Source organism: Streptomyces sp. YIM S03343 (assembly GCF_054729195.1).
Genome location: NZ_JBPUKX010000001.1, coordinates 5,702,142 through 5,718,868 on the forward strand (window position 1 = coordinate 5,702,142; position 16,727 = coordinate 5,718,868).

Genomic DNA, 16,727 nt, shown 5'->3' on the forward strand with positions numbered 1-16,727 from the left:
ATTTTGTTGATCCCTGCGGGGTGTCGAGCCAATTCTGGCTCGGCATCCCGCTCGCTCTCTTTCCTGCTATCTTGGGTTCTATGAACACTCGCGCTGGCATAAGTGAAGACAATCCATTCACTGTAGGGGTACGACACCTTAAAGAATCGGCAGATGCGGTGGCGGCTGGCCGCTTGAGTAGTGAAGGGTGCCAAGTCATCGCCTCAGTCAAGCATGTCGATATCGGTGTGGTGATGCTGGTCGAATGGGATCAAGAACTGGCAGACTATCGCAGCTACACCATGTTCGCTTACCTGCGAGAAGGTCAATGGCGGCACACCGACCGACTCTCGGGTGGAACCGCACCTAATCTTAAACGTTTTGACAGGCAAGCAATCAGCAGGGGTGGAGTATTCGAGGATGGGCGGCACGTTGACTGGGTGCCAGTGAACGGGGATTCGCTCGAGTTGTGCTGTTCGGAATTTTGGTGCAATGATCAAGTAGTTGCATTTTCGGTCTCAACTAGCATTGGGGGGCATTCGGGAGAAATATCGCCGTGGGGCGTCGGTCTCGTCGTCTATCCCACTGGTGAAACTGTGACGGTACGGTTCTTCGACGCTCAGCATCGGGTCCTTGAGTCAATCGAACTGGAAGGCTGACACAACGGCTAAGTTGGGCCGCCGGCTGCGGCAGGGCACCACCGGCGCCCTGCTCAGGATCGGCGCTTGACGTGCTCTTGCAGCGCGGGGCGGGCGGCGTGCAGGTGAACCGTTCCGGGTTCGGTAGAGATTTTTACCGAACCCGGAACGGTTCAAAATGCAGCGGTGCGCCTCGCGTGGATGCGCCTGTGCGTGCTGGAGCCGTGCCCGGCCAACACCGACGTCACTCCGCGTGCGTCCGACCGTTCTTGAGCGCTTCGTAATAGTCGCTGTAGGGAATAAACCCCCACGGTCTTCGGGCGGCCGTCCTTCGGCTGGCGCAGGGGCCGTACCGTGAGGACGGAGACGCGCAACTGCTCGAAGTGTTGGACCTCCACCTCGCCGCTCGAGTCTTTCTGTAGTTCCTTCCAACCCTGAGGAGACGGCGTGTTCGCCATGCACCCGGCCACAGCCGATGACATTCCCGCCGTCGAAGCCCTGATCCTCGCTCGCTCCGGCTGGCTGGAGGAACGTGGTCTTCCGAGCTGGAGGGAGAACGCGGCCGGACTCGCACGGCAGGCCGAGAATCCCGATGGTGATGTGTTCGTCCTCGCAGGGGACGACCGGCGGATCATCGGCTGCACGACCGTTCAGGAACAGACCCCGCCGTGGGGCTGGATCGACGACGAGCTGAACGAGCCAGCTCATTACCTGTACTCGACCGTCACCGACCCCGCTTATCGCGACAAGAAGCCAGGAACCGTGATGGGCCTGTGGGCGGTGGACCGGGCAGCGCAGCAAGGGCGCACATGGGTTCGCCGCGGTTGCCACTTCCCCGAACTGGTGAGGTACAACGAGACCCAGGGCTTCACGCTGCTGCACGAGGTCCAGCGCACCCACAGCAGGGTCTATCTCATGGGCCGCAGGGCCGAGCGCGTCACCGACATGGAGGACAGGTTCCGGGCGCTGTAGAAGGCGCGGTGCCGGTCAGTACGGTGCTTCCACCAGATCGCCGATGACCCGCAATCCGACCTGGGCGGCCAGCCACGGTGCGCGCTCGGCTTCGACCTGTTTGACGTGTACGAAGACCGTGTGATCGGTGACCGGTTCTTCCAGTTCCAGATCGCGGGCATGGATGACCAGCGTCACAAACGCGCCCCGGGCCCCTCCTGGCCCCAGGCCCGCCTCGGGTGCCTCGGGCCAGCCCATGAAGTCCCACCGCACCGCGGCCGGACTGTCGCCCACAGCTTCGAGGAACGGTCCCACGGCCTCCGGCGACTCGCCCCAGCTCCTCATCCGAAGGGGCAGATGCGCCGACGGATCATCGTGCTCCGCCAACGAGTCGCTCTTCTCGTCCTCCGGCCACCACTCGGCACGCGGCAGCAGTTGGAGCAGCGGTGTCAGAACTCGTGCCGAGGAGACACGCGCCTCGAAGTCGACTTCGAGGTCCCGGAGATCGGCGATCTCAAGCAGCTTCCCGACGATGTGCAACTGCTCTGTGAGGACAGCCGTTCTCAGGATGGGCTGAGCATACGACGGAGACATGGCGGCCACTCTGCCGCATGGAGCGGTGGGCCGGCCGGGGACGCGGATCGACTCAGCGCTCTGTTTCGGCTGCGTATGTGACGAAGTCCGACCAACCGGTGAGCGGGAAGGTCAGGTGGGGGCTGGCTGGGGTCTTGGAGTCGCGGATGTGGATGGTGGTGGGGGTGGCGGCTATCTCGACGCAGTTCGAGCCGTCGGGGCTGTGCGTGGATTTCCGCCAGGTGAGTATGTGCATGTCGCTCTCCCTCAGAGGCCGCGTTTGATCCTGTCGATGATCTGTCGTGATTCGGTAGGTTCGAGGGCGCAGGACTCCATCCGTTCCAGCACGGTCCGGTACTTGGTCAACTGCGCATCCGCGTCCAGGAACTCACAGCCGCCGTGATGCGTGTCCAATTGGACCGTGTCGAGTTGAGGGACCGGGCCGACCGCGTAGTCAAAGGACTGGCCATTGCCGGGGAAGTGGGGCGAGGCGAAGGGGATCACCCGGATTGTGATGTTGTCCTGTTCGCTGAGGTCCAGGAGGTGTGTCAACTGCACGCGAGCGATATCCGGACCTCCGTACTGCACGTGCAGAGCCGCTTCATGCAGCAGCGCCGTGTAGGGGAGCGGGACTGAACGGTGCAGCACTTCTTGCCGCTTGATGCGGTACGAGAGGCGGTGTTCGAGTTCGTACGGGCGGAAGGGCGGAACCGCCTCTCGCAGCATGGCGCGGGCGTGATCCGTGCTCTGCAGCAGGGCGGGGATATGCAAGCAGAGGGCTACTCGCAAAGCGACCGCGTGATGCTCCAGTTCAGCGAGGTCGATCAACCCGACGGGCAAGTAATCCCGGTAGCTGTCCCACCAGCCACGAGTGCGGCCGCCGGTCATCGAGGCGAGGGCTTCGATCAGGGCTGGGTCGCCGCAGCTGTATGCGCGGGCCAGAGTGCGGACGCGGTCGGCGCCGACGGCATAGCGACCGGCTTCAATGCTGCTGATCTGGGCCTGTTTGAGACCGAGCAGTTCCGCAGCGGCGGTTGCGGTCAGCCCCGAGCGCTCCCGGAGCTTGCGCAGTTCGGTGCCAAGGCGCTGCTGGCGCAGGGCAGGGGCGGGACTGGGTGGCACGGAGCCCTCTCTCGTCATGCGTCCTCCTGCGATTCACTCTCAGGAGGGAATTATTAATCATCACGCTCGTTTGACGTTAAGTATCACATCACGCGGTCTATGGTGAGTTTCACGCCGCTCAACTCCGTGCACCCGTAGGTCGGAAGCGCACCTCCCAAGGCAAAGCCACCGCCCGGCATGGCCGTTGAGCACAGCCATCCCTTCCTGCCCGGAGGTCCACCATGGTCACCGTAGCCCCGCCCGGCACTTGGGCGTACGCCCTCCGCCTCCCGCATGACCCTCGCGCCGCACGTGTCGCACGTATGACCGTACGGGCCGCTCTCAGCACTCATGGGATGGGAGAAGTCATCGACACCGTCGAGCTGCTGACCTCCGAATTGGTGACCAACACCTACCAGCACACCGACGGGCCTGCCGCCCTGTGGCTGGCCGCACTTGGCGATGGGCGGCTGCGGGTCGGGGTCTGGGACGGGCACCCCTACATCCCCGCGCCCTTCGGTGGTCCGACCCGAGGGCGCGTCCCGGACGCCTGTGCCGAGGGCGGTCGCGGCCTGTTCCTCGTCGAGCAGTACGCCGACTCCTGGGGTGGCTGGTCCTTCGGGGGCAACCCGCTCGGGCGGGGGACCGGGAAGCTGCTGTGGTTCGAGGTGGGTGGCGAGCAGAACGTGATCGGCTGATCACCTGCGAGAAATTAGCCTCACTCCAGTTAGGCTAACGGCAATCAGGCTAGTCGCCCAACCGTCGGAGGAGGCCCCATGCCGCCCACCCCCAAGCCCACCGGCGTCTTCGACCGGACCCATGAATGGGCCGAACTCGCCCGCTTCTGCACTGACCCTGCCCCCGGCCTGCGCATCGGCGTCGTACGAGGGCGCCGACGGCACGGGAAGTCGTTCCTGCTGGAGCACCTGTGCCGTGCAGTCGGTGGGGTCTACACCCTCGCCCTCCAACAGAGCCGCGCCATGGCGCTGGACCGCTTCGCCGACGGGCTTTCCCAGGGGCTCGGGTTCCGGGTCGGGCGGTTCGGGTCCTGGGTCGAGGCCATGGACACCGCCGCCGATGTGCTGACCAGCCGTCGTACCCAAGACGGCGCCCCTCCGCTTCTCGTGCTCGACGAGTTTCCCTACCTCGTCGCCCATTCGCCCGAACTGCCTTCCGTGCTCCAGGCGCTCTACGACCAGCGCGGGCCCTCGACCGGGAAGCCGCCGCTGCGGATCATCCTCTGTGGGTCCGCCATCTCCACCATGTCCACCCTCCTCGCCGGTGACCAGGCCCTGCGCGGCCGTGCCGTCATCGACATGCGCATCGGGCCCTTCGGTTTCCGCGATGCCGCCGAGTACTGGGACGTGGCCGACGACCCCGCGACCGCCTTCCTCGTCGACGCCGTGCTCGGTGGTGCGCCCGGCTACCGTGACGTCGTGGGTGAGCCGCCGGTACCCGGGTCCGGTGACGACGGGTTCTACGAGTGGTTGTCCCGCAGTGTCTTCAACCCGTCGCACATCCTCTTCACCGAGCCGGAGTATCTCCTTGCCGAGGATCCCCGCATAAGCGATCGCGCCACCTACCACGCCATCTGGGAAGCCGTTGCCTCCGGCGCCGCCACGCCCACCCAGATCGGGGGGCTGGTCGGAATGGACGCCAAGACGCTGACATACCACCTCAACATCATGAAAGCCGCCGCCTTCATCCGGTACGACCAGGACATCCTTCTCCAGCGCAAGCCCGTGATCACCGTCGCCGACCCCATCGTCCGTTTTCACGACCTGATCGTCCGGCCGAACCTCGTCGACTTCGAGATGCGCGAAGGGCGCGCCGCCTGGGAACGGTCCCGCGAGACCTTCTCCGCCAAGGTCCTCGGACCGCACTTCGAGGACCTCGCCCGACAGTGGACCCTCCGCTACGGGCGTGAGCGTGGCCTCGACGACATCGGGCAGGTCGGTACGACCACGGTCGCCTGCCGTGAGCACCGAGGGCACGAAGTCGATGTGGTCGCCCTCAGCCGGGCCTCCCGCGCCCGTGACAAACGCGCTCGCATCACCCTCCTCGGCGAGGCCAAGGCCACCAACAAGGCCCGGACCTGCTCCGATCTGCGGCGGCTCGAACATATCCGTGAACTGCTCCTCGTCCAGGGCTGGGACGCGGACGACTGTGCGCTCGCCGTCTACGTGCGCAGCGAGCCGTCGGCCGAGCTCGTCGCCGAGGCAGCGGCGGGGCGGGTGCAACTCGTCGGGCTGCGGGACCTCTACGCCGTCGTGTAGCTCACAGCCGTACAACTCACATCAGACCCGCCGCCCTACGACCTCTCACCCCCACCCCCCGCCGGGTGAGAGCAACGTTCCCTTCCGGTCACCCACAGCCACAGGCCGGAAACGCCGCCTCCCTACCGTCGGGACTCGTACCGCTCCCACCAGACCCCGGACCTGCCCCGGAGCCGAGGAGGCGTCATGACCCCGAGTACCGCAACCGCACCACCGCCCCCGAAGGGGAGCCGCTGGATCCAGCGCTGGGATCCTGAGGACGAGGCGTTCTGGAACGCCGGCGGAGAGAAGGTCGCCCGCCGGAACCTTGCCTTCTCCGTGCTCTCCGAGCACATCGGCTTCTCGGTCTGGACCCTCTGGTCCGTCCTCGTGCTCTTCATGGGGCCGGAGTACGGGCTCACCCCCGCCGACAAGTTCCTGCTCACCTCGATGGTCACCCTCGTCGGCGCGGTCGTCCGGGTGCCCTACACCTTCGCGGTCGCCGTGTTCGGCGGGCGGAACTGGACCATCGTCTCCGCCGGTCTCCTCCTCGTCCCGACCGTCGCCGCGTTCGCCGTGATGAAGCCGGGGACGTCCTTCGACACCTTTCTCCTGGTCGGGCTGCTCGCCGGGGTCGGGGGTGGCAACTTCGCCTCCTCCATGACCAACATCAACGCCTTCTTCCCGCTCCGGCAGAAGGGGTGGGCGCTTGGGCTTAACGCCGGTGGCGGCAACATCGGGGTGCCGGTGATTCAGCTGGTCGCCCTTGCCATCATCGGGGCCAGTGGGGGGCCGCGCGTGCTGCTCGGGATCTACATCCCGCTCATCGTCGTCGCCGCCGTGTTCGCCGCGCTGTTCATGGACAATCTGGCATCGGTCAAGAACGACACCGGTGCCGTCAAGGATGCCGCTCGCGACGCCCACACCTGGATCATGTCCTTCCTCTACATCGGCACCTTCGGCTCGTTCATCGGCTACAGCTTCGCCTTCGGGCAGGTGCTCACCAACCAGTTCGGGCGTACGCCGCTCCAGGCCGCCTACCTCACCTTCATCGGCCCGCTGCTCGGCTCCCTCGTCCGGCCCGTGGGCGGCTGGCTCGCCGACCGGTTCGGCGGGGCGCGCATCACCCTCTACAACTACGTCGGCATGGCCGCCGCCACCGCCGTCCTCGTCGTCGCCAGCATGCAGAAGTCGCTGCCGCTGTTCGTGTCCGTGTTCGTGGTGCTGTTCGCGCTGAGTGGGCTCGGGAACGGGTCGACCTACAAGATGATTCCCGGGATCTTCCAGGCCAAGGCCCTTGCCAAGGGGCTCACCGGGGAGGCTGCCGTGGCGTACGGGCGGCGGCTGTCCGGGGCCTCCATGGGGCTCATCGGTGCCGTCGGCGCGCTCGGCGGTGTCGGGATCAACCTCGCCTTCCGGCAGTCCTTCCTCTCCTACGGCTCCGGCACCGGCGCTTTCGTCGCCTTCCTCGCCTTCTACGGCGCCTGTTTCGCCGTCACCTGGGCCGTATACCTTCGCCGCCCCGCCCTCCAGGTCCGGGCCAGCAGCGTCGCCGAGACGACGCCCCAGCTCAGCTACGCCGAGGTGTGACGTAACACCGGCGACATCAACCCGAACCGAGCCTGTCACGCACCGTTGACAGGCTCGGTCGGTATGCAGCCGCGACCACGCGAGCAGCCGCCACCACGTGACTCGACTGCGGGACGAGAATCTATGTACGACATGCATGACATGCAGGAGAACGCCACAACCTCGCCGAAGCAGCACGGGCCCCTCGCCGGGTTCACCGTCGGGGTCACCGCCGCGCGCCGGGCCGACGAACTCGGTGCCCTGCTCCAGCGGCGCGGCGCAGCCGTGCTGCACGCGCCCGCCCTGCGCATCGTGCCGCTCGCCGACGACAGCGAACTCCTCGCCGCCACCAAGGAGATCATCGACCAGGCGCCTGACGTCGTGGTAGCCACCACCGCCATCGGGTTCCGCGGGTGGGTGGAGGCGGCGGAAGGGTGGGGGCTCGGGGAGGCGCTGCTCGGGCGGCTGCGGGGGGTCGAGTTGCTCGCCCGTGGGCCCAAGGTCAAGGGGGCCATCCGTGCCGCCGGGCTGACCGAGGAGTGGTCGCCGTCCAGCGAGTCCATGGCCGAAGTACTGGACAGGCTGCTGGAGGAGGGCGTCGACGGGCGCCGTATCGCCGTACAGCTTCACGGCGAACCTCTGCCCGGGTTCGTCGAGGCGCTCCGGGCCGGCGGCGCCGAGATCCTCTCCGTCCCCGTGTACCGGTGGATGCCGCCCGAGGACATCGGCCCCGTCGACCGGCTCCTCGACGCCAGCGTCTCCCGTGGCCTGGACGCCCTCACCTTCACCAGCGCCCCCGCCGCCGCATCCCTGCTGTCCCGGGCCGAACAGCGCGGGCTGCTGCAGGAGTTGCTCGGTGCCCTCCACCACGACGTGGTGTCCGCCTGTGTCGGCCCCGTCACCGCGCTGCCGCTCCAGGCGCACGGCATCGACACCATCCAGCCCGAACGCTTCCGGCTCGGGCCCCTCGTTCAGCTCCTCTGCCAGGAACTGCCCGGCCGGGCACGGTCGTTGCCCATCGCCGGGCACCGGGTGCAGATCCGCGGGCACGCCGTGCTCGTCGACGGCGGGCTCCGGCCGGTTCCGCCGGCCGGCATGGCCCTGCTGCGGGCCCTGTCCCGCCGTCCCGGCTGGGTGGTCCCCCGCGCCGACCTGCTGCGCGCCCTGCCCGGTGCGGGGCGTGACGAGCACGCCGTGGAGACCGCCATGGCCCGCCTCCGCACCGCCCTCGGTGCCCCCAAGCTGATCCAGACCGTGGTCAAACGCGGCTACCGCCTCGCCCTCGACCCGGCCGCCGACACCAAGTACGCGGCCGACGCCTGACGACACGGGGGCGCGGGACGCCGTACGAGGGGTATCGGCGCCGCCGACGGGAAGGCAAGGTAAGGGGACAGACGGTCCCCGACCCTCTAGGCGGTGACAGGCACATGGCACTGGGTACGTTCCCGGCCCCGTACGAGATGCGGTTCGACGCCGGGCGGATCTGTCTGGACCTCCTCTCCACCACCCACCCCGTCGAACGCCTCGACTCCCTCGCCTCGTTGGGTGTCTGGATCGGGGGAGCCGGTCTCGTCCCGCCGGGTACCCCGCTCAGCAGGGCCGACGCCTCCTGGCCGGCCGGCTTCCGCGAACTGCGCTCCCACGTCGGCCGGTTGGTGCGGTGGGCGATGGCCGGGGCGGGGGAGACGTCGGCGCCCTCTCTCGGGCGCCCGGTCGAGAACCGGCCGTTCATCGAGACCCGGCCGCACGTCGAGAACCGGCCCTACGACATCTCGCTCGCCCGTATCAACGACATCGCCCGCGTCGCACCCCCTGCCCCACGCGCCGTACGGCGGCTGGACGGGTCCCTCGTACGGGAGTTGGACGGTCCGGCGGAGTGCGCCGCGCTGCTCGCCGTGATCGCCAGGGACGCGGTGGACCTGCTCACCGACCCCGTCGCCCGCGCCGGGATCCGGCAGTGCGAGGGGGACAACTGCCCCATCGTGTACGTCGACACCTCGCGGGGGCGGCGTCGGCGCTGGTGCTCCAGCGAGGTCTGCGGCAACCGGGAACGGGTGGCCCGCCACCGCCGCCGCGCGGCCCTCGCCCGCACGTGAGCGACCGGGCGAGAACGATCACGCGACCGGGTGCCCGGGCGGCCCGGGTACCGCGCGAGAACGATCACGGATCCTGGGGCCCCGCCCGACCTCCGACCCCTGAACCCCGACCCCCGACTCCCGCCGGAACCACCCCTCGGGCACCCGGGGCGCACCCCCGCCCGCCGCCCGAGCACGCCCCCCGAACCCGCCCCCCGAACACCCCCGGCGTACGCCCGAACGTGCCAGACGCGCCCCCGCGCCCTCAGCCCTGTGTCCCCTTCGTGGCATATGTGACACGATCGCCACAGTGGGACCCGCTCACAGCGGACGTGATTTGCGCAACACCCCAATGGTCCCTGTGTCCCAGCGGACCGTCCCGGCGCCTCAACTGCTGTGTCGGAAATGTAAAGATCGCGCGGTGGGAATGTGGTCGCATGTCCCGCTCGTCACGTCACCTCGCAGAAAACTGTCACGTCACGTTGAACACCGCCGAGTCCGCGTCCGTACCCCACGGCGAGCGACCGACTGGGGGAACCCCCGGACATCGGAGGTGGGCGTGCGCAAGGATTCCGTCGTGGCCAATGAACGTGCATCGAGGGCCCGACATCGCATGTCCCAGCCCTCGGAACCCGACGAGGAGCTGATGCGTGCCCTGTATCGAGAGCACGCCGGACCCCTCCTCGCCTATGTCCTGCGACTGGTCGCCGGTGATCGGCAGCGAGCAGAGGACGTCGTGCAGGAAACCCTCATCCGTGCCTGGAAGAACGCCGGCCAGCTCAATCGAGCGACCGGTTCGGTACGCCCCTGGCTGGTGACGGTCGCCCGGCGCATCGTCATCGACGGACACCGCAGCCGGCAGGCCCGGCCTCAGGAGGTCGATCCGTCGCCGCTGGAGGTCATCCCCGCGGAGGACGAGATCGACAAGGCGCTGTGGCTGATGACGCTGTCCGACGCTCTCGACGACCTGACCCCGGCCCACCGGGAGGTGCTCGTCGAGACCTACTTCAAAGGGCGTACCGTCAATGAGGCGGCGGAGACCCTGGGCATACCCAGCGGCACCGTCCGCTCGAGGGTGTTCTACGCCCTGCGGTCGATGAAGCTGGCCCTGGAGGAGCGGGGGGTGACGGCATGAGCGTTTACGGGGGATTCGGAACGGGTGGTTCGGGTATGTCTGGTGCCATGCAAGGATCTCCGGCCCCGAACGAGCACGAAACCGTCGGCGCCTACGCACTCGGCATTCTCGACGACGCCGAGGCGACCGCATTCGAAGCTCATCTCGCGGGCTGTGAGTGGTGCGCCCGTCAGCTGGACGAACTTGCCGGGATGGAGCCGATGCTGGCCGCGCTCGCGGACCTGCCGGGTTCCGGGAGCACCCCCGCGATCGGGGAGTCCCTGTCCGCCAGGCCCAGCCCGCGGCTGGTGGAGCGGCTGGTCGACGAGGTCTCCGAGACCCGCGCGCAGAAGCGCCGCCGGAGCTTCTACCTGGTCGCCGCGGCGGCCGTGCTGATCGTCGGCGGGCCCCTCGCGGTGGTCGCGGTGAACGGCGGATCCGGCAGCGACACGGGCAACAACCAGGCCATGGGACCCGCCCAGGCGGCGTTCCAGACCATGGGCGACAAGGTCACCGCGACCGACGCGAAGACGCATGTCACCGCGACCGTCGCCATTGAGAAGAAGGACTGGGGCACCCACGCCGTCCTCCAGCTCAAGAATGTGAACGGCCCGGAGAAGTGCTCGCTGATCGCCGTGGGCAAGAACGGCGAACGCGAGACCGTCACCTCCTGGTCGGTCCCGAACTGGGGCTACGCCGTCCCCAACGCCAAGACGGAGGAGGCCAAGAATCCCCTGTATGTTCACGGTGGAGCGGCCTTCGCGCCGAACCAGATCGATCACTTCGAGGTGATGACCTTCAGCGGCAAGAAGCTCGTTCAGGTCAATACCTGAACCGGTCGTCCACCCGGTGGTGTCCGCTCGTACCCGGCCGTGCGACCGCCGTACGGCCGGGCGGACGGCCACGCACATGGTCGTTGCGGTCGTAGGTGCGATTGCGTATGCCACTGTGCGTGCGACCGCCGTGTGGCCGATACGTGGCTGATGCGTAGTAGACGCGTAGTCGACGCGTAGCCGTCGGCGCATAGCTTCTGAAGGCCCCCTTCGCGTACGGTTGACGGCTGCCCAGCACGTCAGAAGGGGGCCCGGTGGCCGCTCAGGCTCAACAGGAAACCGCGGTCGGCTCGGATCACGGCTCCGTCGACGATGTCGAGAACGTCAAGAACGCCGACAGCGCCGACACCGACACCGTCGATTCCGTACGGGACCGAGAGATCAGCATCGAACAGGAACACCTGGACCGGGTGTACCAGCGCCTTGAGGAGAAGATCCACGAGGCCGAGTTCCTCATGCACGACGCGGCCCAGCGCGGCCACGTCAACACGCCGGGCGCGCTCGCCGAGCGGGACGCCCTGGTGTTCCGGGCGGGTATCCACCTCAACCGGCTCAACAACGAGTACGAGGACTTCCTCTTCGGCCGTATCGACCTGCTCCCCGGCAAGGACGGCAAGAAGGGCCCCGACGGCGCCTACACCGCCGTGGAACCCGCCGAGGGCGCCGTGCGAGACGACAACACCGCCGATATCGCCGAGACCCTGCACATCGGCCGCATCGGAGTGCTCGACGAGGAGTTCGCGCCGCTGGTCATCGACTGGCGGGCCCCGGCCGCCGCGCCGTTCTACCAGTCCACGCCCGTCGACCCGGGCCGGGTCGTGCGCCGCCGCGTCATCCGCTCCAAGGGGCACCGGGTGCTCGGCGTCGAGGACGACCTGATGCGCCCCGAGCTGACCGCCTACCTCGACGGCCATGAGCTGGCCGCCGTCGGCGACGGCGCCCTGATGGCCGCGCTCGGCCGGGCCCGCGGCCACACCATGCGCGACATCGTCGCCTCCATCCAGGCCGAGCAGGACCTCGTCATCCGTGCCCCCGCCGCCTCGGTGACCTACGTCGAGGGCGGGCCCGGCACCGGCAAGACCGCCGTCGCCCTGCACCGCGCCGCCTACCTCCTCTACCAGGACCGGCGCCGCTACGCCGGCGGCATCCTGATCGTCTCCCCGACGCCCCTGCTGGTCGCCTACACCGAGGGCGTCCTGCCGTCCCTCGGCGAGGAGGGCCAGGTCGCCATCCGCGCGATCGGCTCCCTCGTCGACGGTGTGGAGGCCGACCTGTACGACGCCCCGGCCGTGGCCCGCACCAAGGGCTCCAGCCGCATGCTCAAGGTGCTGCGCAAGGCGGCCCGCGGCGCCCTGGAGCTGAACGGCTCGCCCGAACGGCTGCGTGTCGTCGCCTTCGGCCGCCGACTGGAGCTGGAGGCCGCCGAGCTCGACCGCCTCCGCCACATCGCGCTGAACGGCACCGCCCCGGTCAACCTGCTGCGCCCCCGCGCCCGCCGCCTCCTGCTGGACGCCCTGTGGGAGCAGTCCGGCGCCGCCGCCCGGCACACCGATCCGCAGCTCGCTGCCGAGCTGCGCTCCTCCTTCGACGAGGACGTCACCGAGGAGGACTCGTTCATCGCCTTCCTCGACGCCTGGTGGCCCGAGCTGACCCCGCGCGGTGTGCTCACCGCCATGGCCGACGAACGGCGTCTGGGCCGCTGGTCGCGCCGCGTCCTCAACCAGGGCGAGGTCCGCAGGATCGCCCGCTCGCTGCGCCGCGACGGCCACTCCGTGCACGACATCGCCCTGCTCGACGAGCTCCAGGCGGTCCTCGGCACCCCGGCCCGCCCGCGCCGCTCCCGCGAGATCGACCCGCTCGACCAGCTCACCGGCCTGGAGGAGCTGATGCCGGTGCGCGAGGAGACCCAGCGCGAGCGGGCCGAGCGGCTGGCACAGGAGCGCACCGAGTACACGCATGTGATCGTCGACGAGGCCCAGGACCTCACCCCGATGCAGTGGCGCATGGTCGGCCGCCGCGGACGGCACGCCACCTGGACGGTCGTCGGCGACCCCGCGCAGTCTTCCTGGTCCGACCCCGACGAGGCCGTCGAGGCCCGCGACGAGGCGCTCGGCACCCGCCCGCGCCGCCGCTTCACCCTCACGGTCAACTACCGCAACCCGGCCGAGATCGCAGAACTCTCCGCCCGGGTCCTGGCCCTCGCCATGCCCGGCGCCGAGCCTCCGTCCGCGGTCCGCTCCACCGGCGTACGACCGGGGTTCGCCGTCGTACACGACGCGCTCGCCCGGACCGTGCGGGCCGAGGCGGAGCGGCTGCTCGGCCTGGTCGACGGCACCGTCGGCGTCGTCGTCGCCATGCACCGCCGCGAGGAGGCCGCCCGCTGGCTCGCCGGGCTCGGGGACCGGGTGGTGGCGCTCGGCAGCCTGGAGGCCAAGGGCCTGGAGTACGACGCGACCGTCGTCGTCTCGCCCGCCGAGATCGCCGACGAGAGCCCGGCCGGGCTACGGGTCCTCTACGTCGCCCTGACCCGCGCCACCCAGCAGCTCACCGTCGTCTCGACGGACCGGGACGAGCCGGACGCGAAGGGGGTGCCGGACCTGCTCAGGGAATGACCGCGGCGCCGGGTGGGGCCGTCCGGGGAACGGATCCTGTGAAGTGGGCCGCACGGGAATGGCCGCGCGGCATCTCTTTGTTAGCCTTGGTACGGCACCGGCTCGATCCAAGCCCCCGGGCCCAACCTTTGTCGCTACGAGCGACCACTTGCCGCGAGGCGAGCATGGCGGGTCGGTGTCATGAGCGTCGGAGAGGCCCGCGTCACCCGGTGACGCGGGCCTCTTCCGTGTCCACGGTCCGTTCCCTGGGTCCGTTCCCTGGGCGGGCGGGCCTGTTCCCTGCCCCTGGGTGTTCCCCCCTGGGTGTTCCCCCTGGGCACGTCCGTTCGCTCAGGTGTTTCTGGGGTTTTCCCGGAACTTCCGGCGAACAATACGTTCGTAACCAGACCCGACTAACCGCTACTGCGTAGTAGGTGCGACGATCGGACGGCACGCCGTCGTGCCACCCTCCGGGAGACCGGGTGAGGCGCGGCGGCACCCTGCGGTCCGTACGCCGCGCTGAGCGATACGCCGCGACACCCAGCACCCCCCAGCACCACGGTGAAAGCAGAAGGAAGTCGGCCATGGCAACGGCGCCCAGCGTCTCCTACTCGATGACGATCCGGCTGGAGGTGCCCGCGAGCGGAACCGCCGTCTCGCAGCTCACCACCGCCGTGGAGTCCTCCGGAGGCTCGGTGACCGGCCTCGACGTCACCGCTTCCGGCCACGAGAAGCTCCGTATGGACGTCACCATCGCGGCCACCTCGACCGCGCACGCCGACGAGATCGTCGGCAGGCTCCGCGGTATCGAGGGCGTCACCCTCGGCAAGGTCTCGGACCGTACCTTCCTGATGCACCTCGGCGGCAAGATCGAGATGCAGTCGAAGCACCCCATCCGCAGCCGTGACGACCTCTCCATGATCTACACCCCGGGCGTGGCCCGGGTGTGCATGGCGATCGCCGCGAACCCCGAGGACGCCCGCCGCCTCACCATCAAGCGCAACTCCGTTGCGGTCGTGACGGACGGCTCCGCCGTGCTGGGCCTCGGCAACATCGGCCCCAAGGCCGCGCTGCCCGTCATGGAGGGCAAGGCGGCCCTCTTCAAGCGGTTCGCCGGCATCGACGCCTGGCCGCTGTGCCTGGACACCCAGGACACCGACGCCATCGTCGAGATCGTCAAGGCGATCGCCCCCGGGTTCGCCGGCATCAACCTGGAGGACATCTCCGCGCCGCGCTGCTTCGAGATCGAGGCCCGGCTGCGCGAGGCCCTCGACATCCCCGTCTTCCACGACGACCAGCACGGCACCGCGATCGTCGTCCTCGCCGCCCTCACCAACGCGCTGCGTGTCACCGGCAAGACCATCGACGGCATCCGTGTGGTGATGTCCGGCGCGGGCGCGGCCGGTACGGCCATTCTCAGGCTGCTGCTCGCCGCGGGTGTGAAGGACGCCGTCGTCGCCGACATCCACGGCGTCGTGCACTCCGGCCGCGCGGACCTGGTGGACGCCGCGCCGGACTCGCCGCTGTGCTGGGTCGCGGACAACACCAACCACGACGGCTTCACGGGCACCCTCAAGGAGGCGGTGCGCGGCGCCGACGTCTTCATCGGCGTCTCCGCGCCGGATGTCCTCGACGGCAGTGACGTGGCCGCCATGGCCGAGGATGCCATCGTGTTCGCGCTCGCGAACCCGGACCCCGAGATCGACCCGGCGGTCGCCCGCCAGACCGCGGCGGTCGTGGCCACCGGCCGCTCGGACTTCCCGAACCAGATCAACAACGTGCTGGTCTTCCCGGGTGTCTTCCGCGGTCTGCTGGACGCCCAGTCCCGCACCGTCGACACCGCGATGCTGCTCGCTGCCGCGAAGGCCCTCGCGAACGTGGTGACCGAGGACGAGCTGAACGCGAACTACATCGTGCCGAGCGTCTTCAACGACAAGGTCGCGGGCGCGGTGGCCGGCGCGGTGCGCATCGCGGCCCGGGCCTCCGGCGCGGCGGCCGCGGCGGATGCGGCGGGCATGGCGGATGCGGTGGGCGCGGCGTCGTAGCGCCGTATCCTCCGCGCGCCGTCCTGCGCGCCGTGGCTTCCGCGCGTCGTAGCGGCTCGCGGGAGCCGCCCGCCGGGGGACCACGGGCAGAGGACCGCGGGGCGCTCGCCGCCCCTCCGTCCGGTGGGCCCGTGTCGCGCCTCGCCCCCCGGCCCGTATCGTGGCTCGTACGAGGATGTGCGGGGGCTGTGAGGAGGGACACGGCGGCCTCCGCCCCGGCGCGTCGCGGAACGTCCCGCCGCCGGGGGCCCTCTAGGGTGACGGCCGAGCAGGCGCTTTTCGCCCGGCTCACCAGGGCGACTGCCCGAGGATCCCCGGGGTGGCATCCCCAGTGGCTCCCCAGGGTGGTCTGGCGACTCCTGCGGGTGGCCGGATTGGCTTTCCCGCCGCAGGTGGGGGCAGGATGCGTCCCTGGGCGCGAGCGCATCGGCTTCGCTGTGCCAGTTGCGGCTCCGTCGCGCGGCACGTCCCAACGGCAAGATGAACACGGGAGTAACAACATGAACCGCAGTGAGCTGGTGGCCGCGCTGGCCGACCGCGCCGAGGTGACCCGGAAGGACGCCGACGCCGTGCTGGCCGCGTTCGCCGAGGTCGTCGGCGACATCGTCTCCAAGGGCGACGAGAAGGTCACCATCCCCGGCTTCCTGACCTTCGAGCGCACCCACCGTGCCGCTCGCACCGCGCGTAACCCGCAGACCGGCGACCCCATCCAGATCCCGGCCGGTTACAGCGTGAAGGTCTCCGCGGGCTCCAAGCTCAAGGAAGCCGCCAAGGGCAAGTGATCCGCCGTCCGAGCGTCACGGGACGGCGCACGGACGCGCCATGACACCGTTGGGGCGGCCCCCGGACCACCGGGGGCCGCCCCATGGCGTAGGCAGGGCTGTGCCTGCGGCACACGGCTGCGGCCAAGCGCTCCGCAGAAGGTGCCGCGACAGGCCGTCGCTCATCTGCGGGCCCGTCGTGGCTGGTCGCGCCCTGCGGCGGAGCCGCAGGGCGGCAGGGC

General features: G+C 69.3%; 15 protein-coding genes. 12 read left to right on the forward strand and 3 right to left on the reverse strand.

Translation table 11 applies throughout. The annotated features are described in order from the left end of the window. Positions 1 to 80: 80 nt before the first annotated feature. Together ACSYGN_RS24890 and ACSYGN_RS24895 are read left to right on the forward strand one after the other, a co-directional pair. Positions 81 to 638 (forward strand): hypothetical protein, encoded by a 558-nt coding sequence (locus ACSYGN_RS24890; protein WP_460399228.1) that lies wholly within the window; start codon positions 81 to 83, stop codon positions 636 to 638. A gap of 435 nt (positions 639 to 1,073) precedes the next feature. Further along, positions 1,074 to 1,589, forward strand: a complete 516-nt coding sequence (locus ACSYGN_RS24895; protein WP_460403711.1) for a GNAT family N-acetyltransferase — start codon at positions 1,074 to 1,076, stop codon at positions 1,587 to 1,589. Positions 1,590 to 1,604: 15 nt separating this feature from the next. Here the strand turns inward: ACSYGN_RS24895 and ACSYGN_RS24900 are convergent, their stop codons facing one another. The 3 genes from ACSYGN_RS24900 to ACSYGN_RS24910 are packed head-to-tail and all read right to left on the reverse strand — an operon-like array spanning position 1,605 to position 3,263. Further along, positions 1,605 to 2,162, reverse strand: a complete 558-nt coding sequence (locus ACSYGN_RS24900) for a hypothetical protein (protein ID WP_460399230.1) — start codon at positions 2,160 to 2,162, stop codon at positions 1,605 to 1,607. 52 nt (positions 2,163 to 2,214) lie between these two features. After that, a complete protein-coding gene (locus ACSYGN_RS24905) occupies positions 2,215 to 2,397 on the reverse strand; it encodes a DUF397 domain-containing protein (protein WP_460399232.1) in 183 nt (60 codons plus the stop codon). Positions 2,398 to 2,408: 11 nt separating this feature from the next. Continuing rightward, on the reverse strand, positions 2,409 to 3,263 hold the full coding sequence (locus tag ACSYGN_RS24910; protein ID WP_460403713.1) for a helix-turn-helix domain-containing protein: 855 nt from the start codon (positions 3,261 to 3,263) through the stop codon (positions 2,409 to 2,411). A gap of 221 nt (positions 3,264 to 3,484) precedes the next feature. On the opposite strand from ACSYGN_RS24910, the gene ACSYGN_RS24915 reads away from it, so the two are divergent. The 10 genes from ACSYGN_RS24915 (at position 3,485) to ACSYGN_RS24960 (ending at position 16,506) form a co-directional block, all read left to right on the forward strand. Then, a complete protein-coding gene (locus tag ACSYGN_RS24915) occupies positions 3,485 to 3,940 on the forward strand; it encodes an ATP-binding protein (RefSeq protein WP_460399234.1) in 456 nt (151 codons plus the stop codon). A gap of 78 nt (positions 3,941 to 4,018) precedes the next feature. Then, positions 4,019 to 5,518, forward strand: a complete 1,500-nt coding sequence (locus tag ACSYGN_RS24920) for an ATP-binding protein (RefSeq protein WP_460399236.1) — start codon at positions 4,019 to 4,021, stop codon at positions 5,516 to 5,518. A 186-nt stretch (positions 5,519 to 5,704) separates the two neighbouring features. Next, on the forward strand, positions 5,705 to 7,087 hold the full coding sequence (locus tag ACSYGN_RS24925; RefSeq protein WP_460399238.1) for a nitrate/nitrite transporter: 1,383 nt from the start codon (positions 5,705 to 5,707) through the stop codon (positions 7,085 to 7,087). 123 nt (positions 7,088 to 7,210) lie between these two features. Next, positions 7,211 to 8,389, forward strand: coding sequence for a uroporphyrinogen-III synthase (locus ACSYGN_RS24930; RefSeq protein WP_460399240.1), 1,179 nt, complete (start codon positions 7,211 to 7,213; stop codon positions 8,387 to 8,389). Between the two features lie 104 nt (positions 8,390 to 8,493). Then, on the forward strand, positions 8,494 to 9,162 hold the full coding sequence (locus ACSYGN_RS24935; protein ID WP_460399242.1) for a CGNR zinc finger domain-containing protein: 669 nt from the start codon (positions 8,494 to 8,496) through the stop codon (positions 9,160 to 9,162). A 592-nt stretch (positions 9,163 to 9,754) separates the two neighbouring features. Beyond that, positions 9,755 to 10,276 (forward strand): sigma-70 family RNA polymerase sigma factor, encoded by a 522-nt coding sequence (locus tag ACSYGN_RS24940; RefSeq protein WP_010039908.1) that lies wholly within the window; start codon positions 9,755 to 9,757, stop codon positions 10,274 to 10,276. A 47-nt stretch (positions 10,277 to 10,323) separates the two neighbouring features. Beyond that, positions 10,324 to 11,088: an anti-sigma factor family protein gene (locus ACSYGN_RS24945; protein ID WP_460399244.1), complete on the forward strand. Its 765-nt coding sequence runs from the start codon at positions 10,324 to 10,326 to the stop codon at positions 11,086 to 11,088. A gap of 254 nt (positions 11,089 to 11,342) precedes the next feature. Beyond that, on the forward strand, positions 11,343 to 13,700 hold the full coding sequence (locus tag ACSYGN_RS24950; RefSeq protein ID WP_460399246.1) for a HelD family protein: 2,358 nt from the start codon (positions 11,343 to 11,345) through the stop codon (positions 13,698 to 13,700). Positions 13,701 to 14,263: 563 nt separating this feature from the next. After that, on the forward strand, positions 14,264 to 15,724 hold the full coding sequence (locus ACSYGN_RS24955) for a malic enzyme-like NAD(P)-binding protein (RefSeq protein WP_460399248.1): 1,461 nt from the start codon (positions 14,264 to 14,266) through the stop codon (positions 15,722 to 15,724). 500 nt (positions 15,725 to 16,224) lie between these two features. Beyond that, positions 16,225 to 16,506 carry an HU family DNA-binding protein gene (locus tag ACSYGN_RS24960; RefSeq protein ID WP_004000874.1) on the forward strand — a complete coding sequence of 94 codons (282 nt, stop codon included), beginning with the start codon at positions 16,225 to 16,227 and terminating at the stop codon, positions 16,504 to 16,506. The last annotated feature ends 221 nt before the right edge of the window (positions 16,507 to 16,727 follow it).